The organism is Microcoleus sp. AT8-B5 (assembly GCF_036705565.1).
In the GTDB taxonomy this organism is placed as follows: Bacteria; Cyanobacteriota; Cyanobacteriia; order Cyanobacteriales; family Microcoleaceae; genus Microcoleus.
In genome coordinates this window covers 50,830-71,891 of sequence record NZ_JAUBUY010000035.1, presented here as the reverse complement: position 1 = coordinate 71,891, position 21,062 = coordinate 50,830, and the positions used below count along the sequence as shown (strand labels likewise).

The window sequence follows — 21,062 nt, the reverse complement described above, 5'->3', positions numbered from 1 at the left end:
ATCAATTACGCACTTGATTTAGCTAAACACTTCATCTTATCATGTTTGAGGTTGAAATTAAGATGCGTTTACCCTGGGTGTATGATAATCGTGTGAAGAAGCAAAAATCATAGAAGTTAAGCATTAACAAAGTATTTGTCCGATCGCCCGCCTGACCGTTAGCTAAGCGCGGCAGATGTAAAGCGATCGCCAATTCAGAAATTTTGTTAAGTTTGCGTAAATTCTCAAATAAACAGAAATTTTTGACGATTATTGAAAAATCCTTGTCAACAAAGGATTTTGGTTGAATGTCTGAAGGCATTTAATTAAGTTCTTGCGATCGAATTCATATTAATCAGGGTGCAAAAGTTATGGGCTGGCTAAATTTTGGTGGCAAAAAACGCAAACAGGCTCAAGGTTTTGGTAATTCCAAGCCAGCGAAAAGCCGGAAACGGCCAAAAACTTTTATATTAGAAAAAATTGTGACTCCGAGTGCGGGGGTGGGGGGTTTGCTGCAAGATTTCGACGCGCTGCATCAGTTATTGGGTGCTTTGTCGCTGTCTGATTTAGATTTACCTAATTTCTTCGCTGATAGCGGTGTTTGCCCGATCGACCCGAACGGAGCACCAACTAACAATTTACCGCCGCTGATTGATTTTGACCCGCTGGGTCTGTACCATGATGGGATTGCCACTCAAACTCCTTACAATCCGGGCGGTGCGTTTGAGACTTTGCCGGTTGCTGTAATTCCTGTCGATCCGCATTCGCCGAATCCTAACAATCCGAATGCAATCCGTCAATTGCTAGATTCTCCTTTGGCTTCTCAGCCGTTGGTGGCGAGTATTGATACTGGTGTGAGTGCGGATAGTCCTTATTTGAATTACGCGAATATTAAGAAGGGCCGCGATTATGTGGGCGGGGATGACAATCCGTTGCTGAAGCCTGGGGAAGGTAGCGAGCACGGTACTTTTATGTTGGGGATTATTGATGCGATTAATAAGACTGCGCCGAAGTGGGTGGGAAGGGCGATCGATTCTGGGAGATGGGCTGATTCTTTGGTAGAGTTTGTGGATGCTGCGAAGGCTTCTGGACAGAAAAATGCGATCGCGAATCTCAGTTTGGATTTGACTCAGAAGAATGCTGACGGGATTGTGGAAACGCGCTATGAGTTGACTCCGCCAGAAAGAAGTGCGATCGAATATGCGCGGCAAAATGGGGTAATGCTGGTAGTGGCGGCGGGTAATGACGGCGGTGTGATGTCGGTTTTGGGTCAAGCTTCGCAGGAATTTGACAATATTTTTACTGTTGGGGCTGGGGATATTAACGGGCGATCGAACTATTCTAGTTATGGCCGCGGTTTGGATATTTTGGCGGATGGGGGCACAACTGAACACCCCGGTTTATCGACTGTGGGAAATGATTTGGGCACGATGGCGGGGACTTCGGTGGCGACTGCTAAAGTTGCGGGGGCGGCTTCTTTGGTTTGGGCGGCAAATCCTGCTTTGAACTATCGCCAAGTGATGGAGATTTTGAAGTCTACGGCGAGGGATTTGGGGCCGTCTGGGTGGGATGATGAGACGGGTTTTGGGTTTTTGAATACGTTGGCGGCGGTGGATTTGGCGAAGAAGACGATGCCGGAAGTTTATAATCCTACAGCTTTCTTGAAACCGACGACTTGGGGCGGTGAGGGGCTTGTCACGCCGACTGAACGGGCTGTCAATATTATCAATGAAAACTTTACTGCTTGGGTGGTTTCATCGAATGGGATTACTCTTCGCAATAGTCCGAATACGAGCGATCGAAGTAATTTTGTTGTTAAGACTGGTGATACGCTAACTTTTGACGGCTGGACTTACGGCGAACAGCTTAGCGATTTGACGACAAAGGAACCGGATGCTTTGTGGTATCGCTTCCGATATAACGGCGGTACTTATTGGGTGCCGAGTGCTTGGACAGGTGGCTATCCTGGAAGTAAGCCGTCTTTACTTCCGCCGACACAGCAACCCCCACAACAACCTCCACAGCAACCAACTGCTAATACGGTGTACCTGTCTACCAGTAGCGGACAGATATTGCAGGTTAATACGGCGACGGGTGCACAAAATCCAATCTATCAAGGCCGCGCTTTTACTGATTTGGCGGTTGCTCCGAATGGCAAACTTTACGGCTGTACTTTCTATGATGGTTTGTATGAGATTAATCCCTCTACGGGTGCGGAACGATATGTCGGGCCGTTGGCGGGGGGGACTCTCAATTCTCTGACTTTCTCGACCGATGGCCGACTCTACGGGGCCGATCAGGGAAATGGCAATTTGTTTCAGATTTCGCCTGATAATGGTCAGATGAATTTGATTGGCAATTTGGGCGGGCCTAGCAGTGGAGATTTGGTTTTCAACGGGGCTAATGAGATTTTAGCAACGGTTAGCAGTCCTAATACTTCGTTGAACGATCGCCTGGTTGCTGTCAATTTGGCGACGGGTAATTCGCGCTATATAGGGGATTTGGGTTTACTGGAAGTGTATGGTCTGAGCTGGGAGAATGGGCAACTGACAGCTTATACTTCCGATCGCCGGAAACTGGCAATTGACCCGAACACGGCTAGAGTAACTGTTGTCGGTACAGTCTCTAGCAACGGTCTGATCTGGGGAGCGGCAACAAAGCCTGCAACTGCATCGAGTCCTACAGATGATGTGCGTCAGAAGTTCTTGTATGCTGCTAGCCAGTATCCGCAAGTGGGGGCTGCTATTACTGGTATGCAGGATCAGGGGGGTGGTGTTTTCCGTCAGGAGTTTGAACGGGCGATTATGATCTGGAATGGTCAGCAAGTGACTGTTTATGAGACAAAAGGGCGATCGGTTTCGCCAACTTCCCCGTCTCCTACGCCTGAACCTGTTGTTAGTGGAAAAGGCAATACAATTCGCACTGGGGCAAGTCCAGAAGAACGAATAAAAGAACTTAATACTTTGATTTTGCAAAAACAAAAAAGAATCACTGAAATAAAAAACAACACATTCTGGTGGATATCACCTGCTAACTTATGGGAGATATTTCAACTAGAACTAACTCTTGAACAACTCAAACAAACTCTTCAACAACAAGAGGTAGAATTGAAAAAGCTGAAAGAGAATGCTTTTAAATTCTATCCAGAACTGGAAAGTCGCAAAACCGATGATAATTGGTGGGACGATCAAAGTGCGTCTGTATTCTATTTTGACTGGAACAACGATAAAGACCTAGTAGGGAAAAACAATGAAAATGCTTTGAAGTTTTTTCAAGCTATCGGTCAGGCTAAATCGCCTCCAATTACACCACAAGAAGCCTTGAAACCGTATAGAAATCATGTACCTCAATCGGTTAAGGATGTATATACAAAGATGTCTACAGCCATTTTCGGTAATCGTGTGGCTTTAGGTGCAGGCTACGCATCAGATGCTTTTTACTCAAAGTATATAATAGAGGGATGGGAACACTCAGGAATTGACTTGCAAGGAGCAACTCAGATTAAAGCCGGGATTAATGGAAAAGTTCTTTATGTTGAGAACAACTATAAATCTCTTGGTCTAGGAACTGCTGTAGCTGTTCAGGAAACGATCGATGGTAAAGAAACTGGTCGAGTTTGGTGGTACTATCATTTAGCTAATGAAAAAATTTTAGTAAAAGTAGGAGATCCAATTAGTCCAAGTACGCCCATCGGTACTCCTGGTGCTAATTTCAAATTTTCAAATGGTAATAGAATGGGCGCTCATTTACATTTAACAGTTGCGACAAACACCGACAAAATCTCTTTAGAAAATGACCCTAAATCGTCAGTTATCAAGGGCAGGACAATGAGTCCAATTCAAGCTTATTGGGAAGCAATGAATGGTATATCTCGTTAAAGCGCTAAGGGAGGCAATACCTAATGCTTTTTTGAGATTTCGAGAGAGCGCTCTTTAGGGGAGTACGATCGCCATTTTGGTTGCGAATGTTTTTGCAGGGAAGAGCGATCGCCCTTCATCCATACCAGATGCAAAACCTGCGATCGCCCCTTTGGAATAAGTCAAAAAGTGCGATCGCCCTTAATTCCTGTTTCTCAACTAAGGGCGATCGTCCTTTACCTCAAGCAATTGCAAAATCAGTCAACTTCCGGTCTTCATAATGGTAAAAAGCCAGCACAATATCTTTTTGAAAAACCCCTCTATCCAGCAAATCCTGAGTCACCCCCTCCTCAGTTTCATCTCGTTCTATCCAGATTTTGCCCTCTAAAACTCGCAGATGCAGGATAGTGCTGTAAACTCGCCGATCGCCATTCCATCCAAAACTAACCAGCAAATAATGGTCGCGATCGATATCGTAAACTGCCGACATATCGCTCTGCCCTAAACTAGGTTTGTATCGGGCATATTCGTCGATTACTTCTCGCGCGATCGATCGATACTGAGTCAACTTTTCCATAGTACAATCTCCTCTAAGTCAGGATTGAAAACAATCAAAGGGAATTGTCGTTCTTTAACAAATTCCTGAATCGACGGACGCTGAAAAAAGTTTTCATAAGTGCGTTTCGGAATGGCAAGGTATAGAGTACGATCGGGCTCCAGCCGCGCCATAAAACTCGAATACAGATAGTATTGTCCAACGGCTCGTTCGAGATCGGTCACTGGGGAAGGACTGATAAATACCTTCACCTCAACAGCAATTTTTCGCTCACTCCTCTCGGCGGCAATTAATTTTTCGGCTCCTAGATCCGCGTAAACAGTCAAGTCTTCAAATCTAATAGTGAAAGGATCGTGAGTAATTGTCCAGCCGTCTTTAATGAGAGCAGCTTTAACGACATTATGGTAGATATCTAGGCGTGGCATAAACTAGCTCAAAACACCCCTATAATCTAGTATACACTGGTGCAATAGTGCAATACAAACTGAATATCTCGCCATCGCCCTTTACTAGCTAGATTTTACGAGCGTGGATTCAGCTATCATCAGAGTTAGAAAGCCTGATCATTCAAGCCGTTAACCCACCCTATAACGTGAAAATTCCAGCGAGGGACTAATTCTATGCAAACTCAGCCTATTATCACCGAACATCTGTCACCGGAATTAGCACAAATCTTCCTAGAAGGATTACCCAAAACCATTCGTGAAGCACTATCCCTGCGCGCTAAAACAATGAATTATCCAGTTTGGGCAGTAATTGAAATGGCGATCGCAGGTTATCTCGATGAAGAGGCTTTATCCTTTGTCGATTGCAAGCCCAAAATCGACTAGCGATCGTACAGTGCGATCGCCTCGATCGCATCGGGCCACCCATTCAACTCTCCTCCCTTCATGTCCCCCCCTTAAGAAGGGGGGCGCCAGGGTGAAGAAGCCTCAAAAATCACCCTCAATCAAACCCAACAACTCCCCACAAACCCCCTCAAAACTCTGCAACACCTCAACATTCGTAAACCTGACAACCTTCAATCCATACCCCTCTAAAATCCCGGTTCTTTCTGCATCATATAGTTTCCCTTGTTCCGTAAAATGACTCTCCCCATCAATCTCAATTACTAACAGTAAAGCCGCACAATAAAAGTCTACAATAAAATTGTCGATCGCCCTTTTGGCATCGAAAGGGCGATCGCTCAGAAGAATCGGGCATTATTTCTCAGCGAGCAACATGATGAATAGATTCAATATATCGCTCAATTTCCTCCTCTGTGCAACTAATTCCATTCTGCAAAAGTTCATATTCACTGATATCTATCTCATCATTCCAAACCAGTGCATAACCACCAGGTTCAACTGTAAAATTTCTGAAAAACACAGGATTACTTAAGGTCATAAACATCGGATTCTCTAATAATTTAGAGATGTCGTATTTTTTAAATTCTAGATTGGTAAACTTAACCATCAATGTGCGATCGTCAATAGCTTTAGCAGAAACAATGCGTTCAGGTTTCATAAACAGATCGGAGTTATTTTAATGGTGGAAGTTTACTAAATTCTTGGCTATTCCACATATCCAGCAGTTCTTTCTGGTACAACGTAGCCATTCTATTACCAGCTTTTGGGCCCGATTCGGTAAATCTCCTTCTATAATTTCTCGCATACTCAATACCGATCAAAGCGTTGTACTCACCGTAAACTGCGTGAAAATGAGGAGGTGGGTGATCCCCAAAGAAAATTTTGATGATTATTCCGTAAAATCGTGCAACTTCTGGCATAAAGGTTCTTTAAAGAATGATACGAGGACTATTATAGCCGAGCCAAGGAGACAATATTAGTTTATCCCAAACCATGTCTACTCGACAACTAGAGCGAGATCCCTTTTTGGCTGGGAAAGGTCGATCGCTCTTTTAGTATGGAAAGGTCGAGATCCCTTTATTTCTATTTCTCAATGCGCGGGCGATCGCCTTTTTCTATCGACCACAGTCAAGAGCGATTCCCTACGGGATAGCTTCGCTTCACACATTTTTGTAATAAAATACGATACAGTAGAAGTATTGTCCAACCCTTGCCCCCATCCGAGGTAACAATGCAAATCACCTTGAGCCAAGAGCAAACCCAAGTCCTTGAAGCTTTAGTAAAGCACGGTCAATATCCCTCCCTTGAAGAAGCAATTAACACAGCCTTGCTGTTATTAATCGATGATGTTACTTTATCCGATGACGGCAACAGCCCAAACTATTTAGCGTGGGTACAAGAAACAGGGAAGAAAATCGATATAGCACGAGAACAAGCACAACGGGGTGAGTTGCTCAATGCAGACGATGTATTAGCTCAACTTAGAGATAAAGTCAAAAAAGCCAGAGAATTAAGAGCATGAATCGCTTGCTTATTACGATCGAAGCGAGTCGAGATTTATCCGAAATTTCCGATTACTTTTTGGCGCAAAGTGTGGATGCGGGAGAGCGCTTTGTGGAAGGATTTGGTAAAAAATGTCAGCAGATTGCACAGTTTCCATATTTGGGGCGATCGTATTCACAATTTTCTCCCAGTTTACGTGGTGTGCCATTGATGGGATACATCATTTTTTATCAAATAGTTGGTGATGGTATTGAGATTTGGCGCGTTATTAGTGGTTATCGTAACTTGCAGGATGTTTTCAATACTGATTGAGTAAAAGCAATACGATCGCTCTTGTGTCTGGGAAGGTCGATCGCTCTTTTTGGCATAGAAAGGTCGATCGCTCTTTTGGGAATGGAAAGGGATATTGAAAAATACTTAAACTACCTGATTGCCAATCAAGATTTTTTCCAGCAGACAACATCCACAATTTGCGGGATGGTGGAAATCGAACAGGTGGAATTGAACCGGGAGCAGCAAGAGAGGGAACGTCAGCGCGATCGCGAACAAATGAATTATACAAGCAAAAGGAACAAGAGCAGGAAGAGCGCGATCGAGAACAAATGGAAATCGACAGCAATAACGAAGACAAATAAACAAAAAACCGGGTTTCTGATCAAACCCGGCTACTAGGAGTACAAGCGATATTAACACTGCTCAAACCTCAATTCTTTAATAACTTCATCCCCATTTTCACTTTGTCCAAAATCGTCTTTTGTGAGACACAAGTAATCAGACAAAGCTTGCCGCAATTCAAAGTATCGCGGCGGACTTCTTGAGCTTTTTCGCCGTACCAAATCTCGCGGGCACTGGCGTTTTTCACATTACCAATCACCGGAAACTCATCGCACAATTTCACATCGCCGCGCGTATCAATCCAGTAATTTCGCAGTCCAACGCGACAAGGACGAGTTGAATCAGGAGCTTTTTCTTCGGCAAAGTGAGGAATCATCAATCGCAACACTTCATCGCTGTTCATAATCGGAGCGCCGTTCTTCTTCATTTCAATTAGCCGCTCGATTACTTGTGCAAATTCCTCCATGTCTTCTTTTTCAATCCACAATTCCTCGTAGGTTTCTGGCGTCCAGCGGTTGACCGGTTGGAAGTTCACCGTCGTCGCCCCAATTCCCTGAGCCCAGGTGACTATTTCCGGGAGGTGGCGGAAATTCAGTCGGTTCATTGTCGGTTTGACGTTGATGGGAAACAGGACGTTCTGTTTTTCTTGTTCTTCGCGCAGATAACCGATTCCTTTAGAAAGTCTGTCGAACAATCCCGGTTGACCCCGCAAATAATCGTGCAGTTCTGCATTCGGCCCGTCAACGGACATATTCACATTAAAAGGACGAGCAGCGACAGTTTTGGCTGCGTTTTCCCTGGTCATGCAATAGCCGTTGGTGGTGACGCCGGCGTGAATGCCATTTTTATTCGCAAAGGCAAGTAAGTCTAGAAAACCTTTTTTAATATAAGGTTCGCCGCCACTAAAGTTGATTGAAAATTCGCCCACAAATTCTTTGACGCTCAAGAGGGCATTTTGCCATTCTTCGATCGTCATTTCGTCTTTATATTCTTTGAGCCGCCAATACTCGCACTGCCGGCATTTTACATTGCAGCGCTCGTTGACAATCCCGTAAAAAGTGACTGGGCTTGTCACGTCGTATCCTGTATTGATCCGCAGCGATTCGGCTACTGCACTCTTGGTGTGCTTGACGCCCAGTCTCGATAATGTTAAAGCATCCATGTCTTTTTTTCCTTACGTGTTGTTAGCTAGGTCAATTCCTCGATCCCTTTTTTGTGCGTATAATTACGCATTACTGATTACGTATTCCTTTTGAGTAGGTATGCCCCATCCTAAGTGTTCCGTTTGGGTATGGCTAGATGTTTGTCAAATATTTATAATATTAAGGCTTGTAACATATTAGTATTTTTAATCACTAAGTCGATATTTTCTGTGAAAAAATGAAGTTGGCTTAAAAATTGCCAAAGTATATGAGCTTAAGATTGACTTTGATTAATAATTGTAATTTGTGTTTAAAATTGGTTAAATAACTTAACACTTTTTCTCAGTAGAACTACTTAAGTAAGCAGTATCAATAATTTATTGTTATAGTCAAATGAGCAGCCTGTACAGCAGCTAACTTCACACAAGCTTTACAATATGGGAATTTAAGTATTTACCCGGCAAAAAATGGCGACAAACATGGGACGATATTTGCACGTACTGAAATTGTTCTGGGGTGCGGCGATCGCAGCGGAACTAGAATACCGAATCAACTTTGTCCTCGCGGCCATCAGCAGCCTCGGAAATCTTGCGGGCAGCTTGTTTGGGCTATTTTTGTTCTACCGTACCGGTTATACGTTTTCTGGGTGGAAATGGGAAGAAGCCTTAGTTGTACTAGGCATTTTCACGATTTTGCAGGGGTTTTCGTCAACGTTTCTAGCACCTAATCTCAGCCGTATTGTCGATCGAGTCCAGCAAGGTACTCTCGATTTCGTACTCCTCAAACCCATCAGTTCCCAATTCTGGCTATCTGCAAACACAGTTTCGCCTTGGGGAATCCCAGATTTAATCTTGGGCACTGTATTGTTGCTGTATGCTGCCAACAAATTGGGAGTAGCAATCGGCAACTATTTTTTAACAGCAATACCGCTGTTCTTCGGAACTATTACTCTTTACAGTATATGGTTTATGTTAGGGGCAACCAGCATTTGGTTTGTGAAAATTTACAATGTTACCGAAGTTCTCGAAGGATTGTTAGAAGCGGGTAGATTTCCCATGGCAGCTTATCCTGCTGCTTATCGATTTTTCTTCACTTTCGTAGTTCCCGTTGCCTTCTTGACGACTGTGCCAGCAGAAGCCATGCTGGGGAGAGGTGAAATCGTTTGGATCGCAGGGGCGGGAATATTGGCGATCGGGCTGTTATTGTTCTCCCGCTACTTCTGGCAATTTGCACTCCGCTTTTACACCAGCGCTTCCAGCTAGTTAAGCTGGTAGGTAAGCAGCAGCACATCTAGAGTGTCTATTAGGTTTGAGAGGGAGAGGATTTGACACGGGGGAATAGGGAATTGAAATATAAATTTTCCAGGCAAAACAGCTTATCTAAAAAATATTTGTTTCTATTTACTTAGATAGTTAAATAAATGTAAGATTTCAACTTATCCTGGAAATGTAAACTGGAACTAAACCACGCAAACGAAGGGAAACCAATGAAAAGAAAAAAACTGGGCAACAGTAATTTTACTATCAGCGCGATCGGTCTTGGAGGTATGCCAATGTCCTTAAGCGGCAGGCCGCCCGAAGATCAATCAATTGCGGTAATCCACCGCGCCCTCGATTTGGGTGTCACCCTTATTGACACCGCAGATTCCTACTGCCAAGATCAATCCGACAAACACCACAACGAGCACCTGATTGCCAAAGCTTTGGAACAGTATAGCGGAGATGTTAGGGCCGTTACTGTTGCCACTAAAGGCGGCTTAATGCGGCCTCAAGGTGCTTGGACGCGGAACGGCAACCCCCACCATTTACGCAAGACAATTCGCGAAAGTTTTGAAGCATTGGGCGGCAAGGAACCGATCGACCTTTGGCAATATCACTCACCCGATCCCGCTTATACCATCGAGGAAGCCCTAGCACCTGCAAAAGAAGCAGTAGAAGCAGGAATGATTCGATTTATTGGAGTTTCCAACTTTTCTGTAGAGCAGATCAAACGTGCCCGCGATACAGTAGAAATTGTCTCCGTGCAGAATCAATATAATCCTTGGCACAGACAGCCCGAATCAGACGGCGTTCTGGAATATTGCGAAACAGAAAAACTGACATTTTTTCCCTGGAGTCCTTTAGGAGGAAGCCGCCGCGCCACAAGCTTGCAAGATATGCCCGCGATCGCCAAATTAGCCGCAGAAAAAAACGTTTCTGTTTACTGTATAGTATTAGCTTGGTTGATGGCAAAATCGCCCTGCATAGTTCCGATTCCCGGTGCGACCAAAGTATCGAGTATTGAGGACTCTGTGCAGGCGCTCGAAGTTAAATTGACTGACGAGGAATTGCAACAAATTGCCGTAAGTTAAGTAGGTAAGGGCAAAAAAAACAATAGAACAGGCAAGATGCCTGTTCCACAAAGAGAACTTAATTGTGGGGTGGGTTGAAAAACCCGCCCCTGAAAGTGGGATTTAATGAGTAAAGTTGACATTTTTTGAGGAATTGAATTTAATGGAAGCTAATCAAGTGAATGCCGATCGAGACGTAGCAATTGAACATCAAAACGTACCTGTCGCCCATGAAGGACTGCACAACTTTTTATACAGTTCCGACTCAGAACACAGCGCAGCCGCTGCTATTTCTGAATTAGAAAATGACGGCACGCAAGTAATGTCGATCGATACGTGGCGCGATTTGGCAACTAACGCGAAAGTCGCCGGCGTTTACGCTGTAATGGATATTTCCCGCAATACTCAGTTTATCGGTTATTCGCGAAATATCCTGCTTTCAATCAACGGTCACATCGCCCAAAACGGCGTCGAAAATTGCGCTTTCCTGCGCGTGCAAACTTTCAAATTCCCGAAGCGGGAAGAAATGGAAAGTTTGCGGGATGCTTGGATAGCAGAAATTGGCAGCCTTCCACCTGGAAACGGTGCTGAAAGCGAAATGTGGGCGGCTACGGTAGGCCAAGCAGCGCGCGCTGCTATGTCTGCTGAGGAACAAAAAGCTTATGAGGAAAAGAAACTGAAATTGCGGAAAGCAATGGCAGATTCCACTCTTACCAAAGAGTTAGAAACAGCAGCCAAAAATGACGGCGAACAGGCTAAGGATTTGGAAGCGGCTGTTAACAATGATGATTGGAGTGCGGTGATTCACTCGCAAACCCAGGAAACAAAGTCCGGCGAATAACATTCGCGAAAATACCCAGATTGGTAGGGGCGGGTTCGCCAAAGTTTATATCATCAAATAGCAGAATTAAGCAACCCGCCCCACCCATCCGAGATACCGACAAACCTTTTCCGCAATCAGAATTTATTGGTTGGGTGGGGCCGGGTTTATTAATATTTGGGAGGGAATTAAAAATTGTTGGTGAACCCGCCCCTACAAAATTAATGACTAACTTTTCGTTCAGTAACTAAAGTCAAACTTACCCATTCACCCCGCTCATCGTAACTGCGAATCATCCGAAACCGCAAGTCAGTTTCTACCAACCAACCAGCCTCGAAAAATATAGGTTTTCTGGATTCAATCTTGACAGGGAGAGTGCAAGAACCGCCGTCAGGAAGCAGCACAACTTGCACCGACGAAGCACCTTCGTTAAAATTTAATACAGAACCGTCAATGCTGGCGCTAGAACTGATAACAGTACCATTACTGCCAAAAGTAATTTTTTGAATTAGGCGATCGCCACTTTCCAAATGCAATTGTAAATTGGTAGAATAGGAATCAGGAGAACGCGAATCTGGATACATTGTCACGGCCTCGCCCTGCCACTCTCCCAGCAAAGCCTCAACAGTTAAAGGCGGACGTTCGGGGACATTTTTATCAAGCTGCTTTTCCCGAATTAAGGTAAGTGTTGATAAATAGCCGTCGGTATTGTAGAGCTGAACGAAGCGCAACCGGCGATAATTGTAGATAAAACCAAACTCGGCACCGCACTCAGAATAAGGCGCTAGTTGAATAGTTCCCTGACAAAAAGCTCCATTCTCAAAAAACAAGATATCCCGTCCCAAACCCTGATATTCTCGAACAAGTTCGTTCACTTCCGGTTCGCCGACACCGCTGGGATTTGGGGAAAACCGACGGAGTTTCAATCGCACATTTTTGTTGTCATTGAAACCTTCGAGAGAAATAATGCTAGGAGTATCTTGAAGTACCTCTCCTCGCGTTGATAGCTGAGTGAAGGAACCGTGCCATTCTCCCAAGTTTTGCAGAAAGTTTTCCCACTGCGCTACCATATTCTTACCTTTGGATATATGTCTAAAAATAGAATTATAACTCTACTGACGGATTTTGGATTAAGCGATGTTTATGTGGGAGTGATGAAAGGTACGATCGCCCAAATTAACCCCCAACTCAAAGTTATTGACATTACGCACCAAATACCATCTCAAAATATTGCGGCCGCGAGGTTTTGTTTGATGACTGCTTTTGCTTATTTTCCGCCGGAAACCGTACACGTTGCTGTCGTCGATCCGGGTGTGGGAAGCAAGAGATGCCCGGTTGCGATTAAATGTGCTAATTGCTGGCTTGTCGGGCCGGATAACGGGTTGTTTAGCGGGGTGTTGAGTCGGGAAAGTGCGATCGCATCTGTCGAGCTCACCAACCCCAAATACTGGCGATCGCCTCAACCCAGCAGCACTTTTCACGGTCGCGATATTTTTGCAGCAGCGGGCGCTCACTTGGCCAACGGGGTGGCTTTGGAAGACTTGGGAGAGGATCTCGACCCTGCGAGTTTAGTGCAGTTAGAGATACCAAATTGTGCCGTTACAGCCACAGGTATAGAAGGCTGCATTCAATATGTCGATCGCTTCGGCAACCTAATTACTAATATCCCGAATAATTGCATTATAGGTAACAATTGGTCATTGACAATTAGCAATAGTTCTGATGCAATTCGCATCCCCAGCGGTAAAACCTACAGCGACAGCGAACCGGGCGATTTAATTGCCATAACTGGTTCTGACGGTTGGGTAGAAATTGCCGTTAATGGCGGCAGCGCTCAATCTGTATTAAAATTGGAATGCGGAGCGATCGTGCAATTGCTTTTTGACACAAACAATTAAAACCATCTTTTTCAGTTTCTCTCTGCTGGAAATTGGTTCGTGTAGAAGCGATTTCAATATACTGTTTAATATCTGAATAAGAATTTGACTATTTAGCCAAATTAACAACAATAATTATTAACTTCAAAAAGGAGCCTATTTTGAGGTAAAATCACTCCTGATGCTTCCTCAGTTAACAATTGGTTGTATATTGTATCCGCTTCCCCAAAAGATTCTTGAGGCAAAAATCTAAATATTGATGCAGCAACATATTGTTTTTCTTTTTCACAGCTTATCCAGTTTCTTGATAATTGTTCTGCTGCATAACCCGTAGTATTAGAACCCGAAAAAATATCTACTACCAAGTCTCCCGGTTCAGTAAGAAAATTTATAAAAAATGACGGTAATCTTTGGGGAAAACGTGCCGGATGCGCCTTAACATTAAACTCTTTGCACCAACGCAAGTATTGAGAATTACTTTCCGAATTAGAAATTTCTAGCAAATTAGATGGAATAGCACCTCCATTATCTTTGGAAAATCGATCGCTAATATTGTGACCGGAAGGACGTTCTTTGGGCGTGTAAAATTCATCAGCATTTTTCAAAAGTTTTTTCATTCTCTCAGAATACTCTACTTTGACTTTAGTAATATTCGCTTGAGGTTGATTGGTTTTGGAAAGCCACCAAACAGTATTCACAGAATCTTTTGCCCGGATTTTCTTTTTATTCACCCACTCTATAGGAGATGGAAGTTTTGAAGGATTAAACCAGAAAAATTCCTGAGCAAGTTTAAATTCATATTCGTCACATAATCTAATAAGTACCCGGTAATTATACAGCGACCGTACAGGTATTCCTTTCTGATAAGCACCTCCAAGGTCTATAACAAAACTTCCAGTATCCTTAAGAACTCTTTTAATTTCAGGAGCAAAGCCCAGCAGCCAATCAACATATAAATCTTGATCTTCATTTCCATAACTCTTTTGGCGTTGCAATGCAAAAGGAGGGGATGTAATCACCAAATCTACAGAATTGCTAGCAAGACTATTCAGGAGATGAAGAGAATCTCCCAAATAAGATTGACCGTATTGGGTGGTGTAAATTGGGGCGGGCAAAATGTTACTCATGCTTAATTTAGATTAGTTTAAGGTACAACAGACACAGCCTACTGTCATTATATCAAAATCCGTACTCTCAGTCTTACTAAATCCGTACTTTCAGTACGTTGTTTTGTGTGTAAATTCTTCGTACCATTCAAAAAACGAACTTTCAGTTCGTTTTTATGAATTGTGAGGGGTATGAATTACAAAGAAGCCAGACAACAATTTGCGGCCAAGGTAAGTCAGTTACGCAGAGAAAAAAGGATGACACAGGACGAGTTAGCAGAACTCATAGACAAGACTACTGACTATATCAGCTTATTGGAACGCGGTGAAAGATCGCCATCCTTTGAAGTTATTTTCGCTCTAGCTGAAGCGCTCGATGTACCCGCTACTTATTTAATCAGTTTTAGCCAAAGCGGCGAGAGTACAGCTCTCATTAGCACCCTAATAGCTGAACCAGTTTCTCCGTCAGTTGTAGAGCCTGTTGAAGAGGCTGTTACCACGGAAGCAGAACGCATTTCAGATGCTAAACGGCTAGAAAATGCTATGAAAAGCATCCAAGAATTGCAAAATCTGGCTAGTGAATATGGTATTGCGGATATTTTTCAAGATAACGGGGGAAAGACTTTACAGTTATTAATCCTTTTAGGGTTGCGGATATCACCTGGACGTGAAGGAAACGATGCTATTGATGCTGAAGGAAAAGAATACGAACTTAAAACAATAAATATTGCTCTCAATAGAAGCGGTGGGGTCACTACTCACCATCATTTGAATGAAATTATACTTAACAAGTATCGCAGAGTAGAAGCTTGGTATATTGGACTGTATGAAGGCATAACTCTCAAAGAGATTTATAAACTTACACCGGAAATGCTGGAACCTAAATTTAAAGAATGGGAAGAAAAGGTGAGGCTAAGAAACGAGCCGCTAAACAATCCTAAAATTCCCTTAAAGCTAGTAAAAAAAGGGCAACTTGTCTACTCTTACAGTAAATAATAGTTGCCCGATAGTGTTTAAAGGGGATTAGGTTGTGTTTGTCTAGAAACGATACGTTGCCTACAGGTAGCGACTTTTACACTCAAGCTACCACGAAATTCACCAACTTTCCAGGCACCACAATTACCTTTTTAATCTCCTTACCTTCCAGGTGACGCTTAGCCAATTCCGACTCGCGAGCAAACTTTTCCAAAGCAGCTTTATCCGCACCTGAAGGCACTTGAATTGTGCCGCGAGTCTTGCCCATAACTTGAATTACCAGCGTAATTTCATCGGTAACTAATGCAGATGGATCGACAGTCGGCCAAGTTTGCGTATGCACCGATTCACTGTTACCAGTATTGTGCCACAATTCATCAGCAATATGCGGCGCAAAAGGCGCTAACAAGCGAATCAAAGTGTTAATTCCTTCTGCATAAATTGGCGAATCTTTACATTTAGCATCATTCAAAGCATTGCTGAGTTTCATCATTTCCGAAACAGCAGTATTGAACTGATAATCGCCCTCCAAATCTTCGCTCACTTCCTTAATTGCAGTGTGAATCGCCCGCCGCAAATCCTTCTCAGGTTTACTTAAAACCTCTTTCTCCCCCCCTTGGCAAGGGGGGGCAGGGGGGGGTGAACCAAACTCTGTAACCACGCGCCAAACGCGATTTAAAAAGCGAAATTGCCCTTCCACATCAGCGTCGTCCCACTCCAAATCCTTCTCTGGCGGCGCTTTGAATAAAATAAACATCCGCGCCGTATCTACCCCATATTTGCCCATAACTTGCAAGGGGTCAACGCCATTATATTTTGATTTGGACATCTTCTCGTAGAAGACTTCCAAAGCTTCGCCAGTTTGAGGATCTTTGGGATTTGCGGGGTCTATATCTGCTGGGGGAAAGTATTTGCCAGTAACAGGATTTTTATAGGCCATTGCTTGCACCATGCCCTGAGTTAACAGGCGTTTAAATGGTTCGTCACAATTGATCAAACCCCGATCGCGCAAAACCTTGGTAAAGAACCGCGAATACAGCAAGTGCAAGATTGCGTGTTCGATGCCGCCGACATATTGGTCTACTGGCATCCAATCATTTGTCTTCGCAGTATCGAAGATTTGCTCTTGATTTTGAGCATCGGGATAGCGCAAGAAATACCACGAAGAATCGATAAAAGTATCCATCGTATCTGTTTCCCGCTTCGCCGCAGTGCCGCAACTCGGACAAGGAACGTTTACCCATTCTTCCATCTTTGCCAAGGGCGAACCTTTGCCAGTAAATTGTACATTTTCCGGCAACAATACTGGCAAATCCGATGCGGGTACGGGGACTGTTCCGCAGGTGGGACAGTGAATTACGGGAATTGGAGCGCCCCAATAACGCTGTCTAGAAATTAACCAATCTCTCAATCGGTATTGGATGCGGGCTTTGCCATAACCGGAATTTTCGGCATGGTGAATAATCGCTGCTTTGCCTTTAATTGAATCCATGCCGTTGAAGCTTTCGGAATTAATCATAATTCCTGGTTCGGTGTAAGCTTCGGTCAATGGCAGCTCATCATCATCCACAATTACTACTTTAATTGGCAGTTGATATTGATTGGCAAATTTGAAATCTCGCGTGTCGTGGGCTGGTACTCCCATGACTGCGCCGGTGCCGTATTCGTACAGCACATAATCGGCTATCCAAATGGGAATTTCTTCGCCGTTGAAAGGATTGATTGCTTTGCCGCCTGTGGGGATGCCACGCTTTGGTTTGTCTTCGGCTGTGCGATCGATCTCGCTTTGGGCGGCGACTTCTTTGATGAAGGTTTCTACGGCCGCTTTTCTGTCTGCGGTTGTCACGCGCTGAGTTAGTGGATGTTCCGGCGCTAAAACAACGTAACTGACGCCGTAAACTGTATCGGGACGTGTGGTGAAAACGGCGATTTTTTCATCCATGCCGACAATCGGAAATTCTAAGTAAGCGCCGACTGATTTGCCGATCCAGTTGGCTTGCATTAATTTGACTCTTTCTGGCCAATCTGGCAATTTGTCTAAGTCGTTTAATAACTGTTCGGCGTAATCGGTAATTTTGAGGAACCACTGCCGCAATAATTTGCGCTCGACTTTGGCACCGGAACGCCAGGAACGACCTTCGTTATCTACTTGTTCGTTTGCTAAGACTGTTTGATCTATGGGGTCCCAATTAACTGCCGCTTCTTTTTGATATGCTAATCCTGCTTCTAAAAATTGTAAGAAAATCCATTGAGTCCACCGATAATAATCGGGAGAACAAGTTGTAACTTCTTTTGTCCAATCAAAGGAGATGCCGAGACGGCGAAATAAGCCTTTCATTTGGGCAATATTTTCATACGTCCATTTTGCCGGGGGAATTCCGCGCTCGATGGCGGCATTTTCTGCGGGTAAACCAAAAGCGTCCCATCCCATCGGATTCAATACCCGATAACCTTGCATTCGCTTGAGTCTGGCAATTACATCAATAATTGTGTAGTTGCGGACGTGGCCCATGTGCAGGTTTCCCGACGGGTAGGGGAACATGGATAAGGCATAAAATTTAGGCTTTTGGGTATCTTCTGGCATCTGGTCTAAGTTTTGCTCAGCCCATGTCTGCTGCCATTTTTCTTCTATGGATTGGGGGTTATATCTGGAATCCACAACAATTGCTCCGTGTAGGCTTTAGTAATGTTTGCTTCAGTATTTTTACACATTCAAGGGGCTTCGATTCTGATTTTTCTGAGCTCCAAGGATTTTGGCTCGAATATCTGTATTATATATTGTAGTATAGGTAATTTGAGCTGGGGGGCGATCGACCAAATATCCCGGTTCGCCCTGAAAAGAATAAGCCTTACGCACGGGCGGTCAGAAACCGGGTTTTTACCTGAGAAGACGCGTTACCGTCTGCAAAACCGCAAAAAACCCGGTTTCTTTTGTCTTGATTAGTCCTGGACTAAAAGAATAAATAACCGCAATCCTCAGAAACCCGATTTGTTTGAGAAATCGGGTTTCTTAGCATTTATTCCGGCTTAAATGCTATCTGGATCGATGTTCATTTCCCGCAGTTTGGCGGCTAAACGTTCGGCTCTTTGAGATTCTTGTTCGGCTCTTTGAGATTCTTGTTGTAAACGCTGGCGATATAATCCCCGCTGTTCTTCTAATTCCGCATAGGAAAGAAACTGTTCGCCATCAGGTCTATAAATTTCCAACCTATCTTCTACCAACTCAAATCGCACACCCAATCTTGGACTTATCCATCCCTCCATCGGTTCAATTACTTCTAAGATTCCCTCAATTCTTTGCCAGCCTTCTAATTCATTTCTTTCGGGATCGTAAACGTAATACTCCTCAACTCCATGACGCTGGTAAAATGCCAATTTTTTATTCATTTTAGTTTGGCTGTCGTTGTGGGAGCGAATTTCAAAGGCGACTTGAGGAGCAATATTGTCCTCTCGATATTGTATGTAAGAAGGCCGATCGCCCTTTGGTCTGCCAAATACCACCATCGTATCAGGTGCTTGAGAAATATCGGGTCTGCCCTCAACCGGATACCAGAGTAAATCGGCTGCTACAAAAACGTTTGGGTCATTCTTAAACAGCGATTCGCAACCTTCTTTGATTGTGACAATTAATTTGTATTGAATTGTGCTATCTGCCATCGGCTGACCGTCGCTGGATGGATAAATAATTTCTTCGGTTGTGACTTGCATTGTGGTTGTCTCCGAGAAGTATCTGAGCTGAATTATACTATTGTTTGAAGCAGCTACTGGGGTCGGAAACGGCACTGCATTTTCCCGCATGACATATTCAAAATAGCGTGCAGCGGCGCTTCAAAGCTGCTTGCAAAAGAGTGTTGTACAGTTTTTCCTTAACAGTATAAGCTCCGAATCTTTCCAAGTGCGGGTTGTTCATTTGAGCGTCGAAAAGTAGATAAGATCGATCGCGCAATCTCTCCACCAACTTCACCATCGCCACCTTAGAACCTTCGGGAATTCGGTAAAACATCGACTCCCCAATAAACGCACCGCCGATCGACAATCCGAGAATACCGCCCGCCAATTCGTCGCCGCACCAAGTCTCGAAGCTGTAAGCCCAACCGGCCTCATACAAACCCCAGTAAATCTTCTTGAGCTCCTTAGAAATCCAAGTCGTTTCGCGATCGGCACAACCCTCAACCACCGCCCCAAAATCGCGGTTCACAGCCACCGAAAATCGATTTTGATTGATTTGGCGACGCAGGGATTTCGGATAGGTAAATCTTTCATCCAGGGGAATCAGCGCCCGCTGTCGGCTGGAATACCACCCCAAACTCTCCTCGCCGTCATTTGCCATCAAGAAATAGCCTTGCGCGTATCCTTGTATAATTGTCGGTATATCATATTGCATATATTTATCAGTTGTCATTTCTCAGTTAACTTTTCAAAGTCAACATTAGCAATTAGGAATAATTATGTCTGAAACCATTGAACCTATTACCTTACCGCCCGCCAAAAACCCCGAACAAGAAGGCCAATGGCTCCAACAAACGCTGCTGGCATGGCTAGACTCCGAGTTTATCCCAGAAGCAGCCAACCAGCAAATAGCTAAAAGAGCTGCCCAAATCTATGTCCGCCAGCGCATGGAAGGCGAAAATGACGTGGGCAGCCTCGTAATTGCGATCGTCACCGAAATGCAGGCCTATGATTTTTCTAAAAGCTTCTACGGCGAATTTGCGATCGCCAACGCCGTCAGCGACTTGTTACTCGAAAGTCTCGGCATCGATAAATGCTGTGGCCAGTGAAGCAAGAAGGAGGAAAATTTAACTCATAAGTCTGAAACAAGAATCAACCCCAAACATAATCTTGCCGATTATTTATAAGTTTTTTTCCTTCTTCCTTCTTCCTTTTTCTTTAGAATAAATCTCCAGAAACACGACAATTTCAGAAAAACATCATCCGTATATCCGTGTCATCATCCGTGTCGTGCCTTCTTTCTTCCTGCTACCAGCTAGACTTCACAACACCGGGCAAAAGACCTTCGTGAGCCATTTCTCGCATCATGTTGCGAGACAGTCCGAAGTCACGATAGTAACCTCTGGGCCGTCCAGTTGCCCAGCAGCGGTTCCGCAAGCGAGTCCGCGAACTGCTGCGGGGTAGCTGTTGTAGTTGGCGGTGAATCGCCATTTTGTCCATCTGATTGGTAGCTTGGTCAAACTGGTCTTTCAGGTCTTCCCGCTTGTCGGCGTACTTGTCTACGAGTCTCTGGCGCTTTTTCTCGCGCTCGACCATGCTCTTCTTAGCCATAATCTGTTGATATCCTTAGATTAATCACAATCTACTATTTTACTATATTTTGGTGATTTCGGATCGCTTTTATTTGAATTATTTCTTTTGTCAACAAGATTTTTAGCAACAGGCAAGATGCCTGTTCCACAATAACTCTACATTTTTAGCAACAGGCAAGATGCCTGTTCCACAA

General features: G+C 44.1%; 23 protein-coding genes. 11 read left to right on the top strand and 12 right to left on the bottom strand.

Annotated elements, in window-relative coordinates; all coding sequences use genetic code 11:
- Positions 1-350: 350 nt before the first annotated feature.
- Complete coding sequence (locus QUB39_RS21495) at positions 351-3,857, top strand: S8 family serine peptidase (RefSeq protein WP_333210741.1); 3,507 nt, start codon at positions 351-353, stop codon at positions 3,855-3,857.
- Between the two features lie 220 nt (positions 3,858-4,077).
- On the opposite strand, the gene QUB39_RS21490 is transcribed toward QUB39_RS21495, so the two are convergent.
- On the bottom strand, positions 4,078-4,413 hold the full coding sequence (locus QUB39_RS21490; protein WP_333210739.1) for a XisI protein: 336 nt from the start codon (positions 4,411-4,413) through the stop codon (positions 4,078-4,080).
- Entirely contained in the window at positions 4,401-4,817 is a 417-nt protein-coding gene (locus QUB39_RS21485) for an element excision factor XisH family protein (protein ID WP_096829196.1), read from the bottom strand. Before QUB39_RS21485 ends, QUB39_RS21490 begins: the two co-directional genes overlap by 13 nt.
- 195 nt (positions 4,818-5,012) lie before the next feature.
- On the opposite strand from QUB39_RS21485, the gene QUB39_RS21480 reads away from it, so the two are divergent.
- Positions 5,013-5,222: a hypothetical protein gene (locus QUB39_RS21480; protein WP_293330773.1), complete on the top strand. Its 210-nt coding sequence runs from the start codon at positions 5,013-5,015 to the stop codon at positions 5,220-5,222.
- Between the two features lie 102 nt (positions 5,223-5,324).
- Here QUB39_RS21480 and QUB39_RS21475 read toward each other — a convergent pair whose 3' ends face one another.
- The 3 genes from QUB39_RS21475 to QUB39_RS21465 are packed head-to-tail and all read right to left on the bottom strand — an operon-like array spanning position 5,325 to position 6,160.
- The gene (locus QUB39_RS21475) at positions 5,325-5,582 is read right to left on the bottom strand and encodes an endonuclease domain-containing protein (RefSeq protein ID WP_333210744.1); all 258 of its coding nucleotides are present in this window, start codon (positions 5,580-5,582) and stop codon (positions 5,325-5,327) included.
- A gap of 19 nt (positions 5,583-5,601) precedes the next feature.
- Complete coding sequence (locus QUB39_RS21470) at positions 5,602-5,898, bottom strand: DUF2442 domain-containing protein (protein ID WP_333210733.1); 297 nt, start codon at positions 5,896-5,898, stop codon at positions 5,602-5,604.
- 13 nt (positions 5,899-5,911) lie between these two features.
- Complete coding sequence (locus QUB39_RS21465; RefSeq protein ID WP_333210731.1) at positions 5,912-6,160, bottom strand: DUF4160 domain-containing protein; 249 nt, start codon at positions 6,158-6,160, stop codon at positions 5,912-5,914.
- 311 nt (positions 6,161-6,471) lie between these two features.
- Here QUB39_RS21465 and QUB39_RS21460 point away from each other — a divergent pair, with 311 nt between their 5' ends.
- From QUB39_RS21460 to QUB39_RS21450, 3 genes are read left to right on the top strand one after another with little or no spacing between them, the layout of a single operon-like run.
- Complete coding sequence (locus QUB39_RS21460; RefSeq protein WP_333210729.1) at positions 6,472-6,762, top strand: hypothetical protein; 291 nt, start codon at positions 6,472-6,474, stop codon at positions 6,760-6,762.
- Positions 6,759-7,055, top strand: a complete 297-nt coding sequence (locus QUB39_RS21455) for a type II toxin-antitoxin system RelE/ParE family toxin (protein WP_333210727.1) — start codon at positions 6,759-6,761, stop codon at positions 7,053-7,055. Before QUB39_RS21460 ends, QUB39_RS21455 begins: the two co-directional genes overlap by 4 nt.
- A gap of 21 nt (positions 7,056-7,076) precedes the next feature.
- On the top strand, positions 7,077-7,415 hold the full coding sequence (locus tag QUB39_RS21450; RefSeq protein ID WP_333210724.1) for a hypothetical protein: 339 nt from the start codon (positions 7,077-7,079) through the stop codon (positions 7,413-7,415).
- Between the two features lie 31 nt (positions 7,416-7,446).
- Here the strand turns inward: QUB39_RS21450 and QUB39_RS21445 are convergent, their stop codons facing one another.
- Positions 7,447-8,520 (bottom strand): radical SAM protein, encoded by a 1,074-nt coding sequence (locus QUB39_RS21445; protein ID WP_333055632.1) that lies wholly within the window; start codon positions 8,518-8,520, stop codon positions 7,447-7,449.
- A gap of 447 nt (positions 8,521-8,967) precedes the next feature.
- On the opposite strand from QUB39_RS21445, the gene QUB39_RS21440 reads away from it, so the two are divergent.
- From QUB39_RS21440 to QUB39_RS21430, 3 genes are all read left to right on the top strand, one after another.
- Positions 8,968-9,762 carry an ABC transporter permease gene (locus tag QUB39_RS21440; protein ID WP_445242994.1) on the top strand — a complete coding sequence of 265 codons (795 nt, stop codon included), beginning with the start codon at positions 8,968-8,970 and terminating at the stop codon, positions 9,760-9,762.
- 224 nt (positions 9,763-9,986) lie between these two features.
- Positions 9,987-10,850 carry an aldo/keto reductase gene (locus QUB39_RS21435; protein ID WP_333055631.1) on the top strand — a complete coding sequence of 288 codons (864 nt, stop codon included), beginning with the start codon at positions 9,987-9,989 and terminating at the stop codon, positions 10,848-10,850.
- Between the two features lie 142 nt (positions 10,851-10,992).
- Positions 10,993-11,670, top strand: coding sequence for a GIY-YIG nuclease family protein (locus QUB39_RS21430; protein WP_333055630.1), 678 nt, complete (start codon positions 10,993-10,995; stop codon positions 11,668-11,670).
- A 200-nt stretch (positions 11,671-11,870) separates the two neighbouring features.
- Here QUB39_RS21430 and QUB39_RS21425 read toward each other — a convergent pair whose 3' ends face one another.
- A complete protein-coding gene (locus QUB39_RS21425; protein WP_333055629.1) occupies positions 11,871-12,719 on the bottom strand; it encodes a DUF3598 family protein in 849 nt (282 codons plus the stop codon).
- A gap of 18 nt (positions 12,720-12,737) precedes the next feature.
- On the opposite strand from QUB39_RS21425, the gene QUB39_RS21420 reads away from it, so the two are divergent.
- Positions 12,738-13,547 carry an SAM-dependent chlorinase/fluorinase gene (locus QUB39_RS21420; RefSeq protein ID WP_333485158.1) on the top strand — a complete coding sequence of 270 codons (810 nt, stop codon included), beginning with the start codon at positions 12,738-12,740 and terminating at the stop codon, positions 13,545-13,547.
- 101 nt (positions 13,548-13,648) lie between these two features.
- Here QUB39_RS21420 and QUB39_RS21415 read toward each other — a convergent pair whose 3' ends face one another.
- The gene (locus tag QUB39_RS21415) at positions 13,649-14,653 is read right to left on the bottom strand and encodes a site-specific DNA-methyltransferase (RefSeq protein ID WP_333055627.1); all 1,005 of its coding nucleotides are present in this window, start codon (positions 14,651-14,653) and stop codon (positions 13,649-13,651) included.
- A 171-nt stretch (positions 14,654-14,824) separates the two neighbouring features.
- Here QUB39_RS21415 and QUB39_RS21410 point away from each other — a divergent pair, with 171 nt between their 5' ends.
- The gene (locus QUB39_RS21410) at positions 14,825-15,628 is read left to right on the top strand and encodes a helix-turn-helix domain-containing protein (RefSeq protein WP_333055626.1); all 804 of its coding nucleotides are present in this window, start codon (positions 14,825-14,827) and stop codon (positions 15,626-15,628) included.
- A gap of 82 nt (positions 15,629-15,710) precedes the next feature.
- Here QUB39_RS21410 and leuS read toward each other — a convergent pair whose 3' ends face one another.
- The 3 genes from leuS to aat form a co-directional block, all read right to left on the bottom strand.
- A complete protein-coding gene (gene leuS / locus QUB39_RS21405; protein WP_333210719.1) occupies positions 15,711-18,266 on the bottom strand; it encodes a leucine--tRNA ligase in 2,556 nt (851 codons plus the stop codon).
- Between the two features lie 368 nt (positions 18,267-18,634).
- Positions 18,635-19,315, bottom strand: coding sequence for a Uma2 family endonuclease (locus QUB39_RS21400; protein WP_333485157.1), 681 nt, complete (start codon positions 19,313-19,315; stop codon positions 18,635-18,637).
- Positions 19,316-19,412: 97 nt separating this feature from the next.
- The gene (gene aat / locus QUB39_RS21395) at positions 19,413-20,009 is read right to left on the bottom strand and encodes a leucyl/phenylalanyl-tRNA--protein transferase (protein ID WP_445242611.1); all 597 of its coding nucleotides are present in this window, start codon (positions 20,007-20,009) and stop codon (positions 19,413-19,415) included.
- A 46-nt stretch (positions 20,010-20,055) separates the two neighbouring features.
- Here aat and QUB39_RS21390 point away from each other — a divergent pair, with 46 nt between their 5' ends.
- Positions 20,056-20,385 carry a hypothetical protein gene (locus QUB39_RS21390; protein ID WP_190740107.1) on the top strand — a complete coding sequence of 110 codons (330 nt, stop codon included), beginning with the start codon at positions 20,056-20,058 and terminating at the stop codon, positions 20,383-20,385.
- A gap of 199 nt (positions 20,386-20,584) precedes the next feature.
- On the opposite strand, the gene rpsN is transcribed toward QUB39_RS21390, so the two are convergent.
- A complete protein-coding gene (rpsN, locus tag QUB39_RS21385) occupies positions 20,585-20,887 on the bottom strand; it encodes a 30S ribosomal protein S14 (RefSeq protein ID WP_333055623.1) in 303 nt (100 codons plus the stop codon).
- Positions 20,888-21,062: the final 175 nt, after the last annotated feature.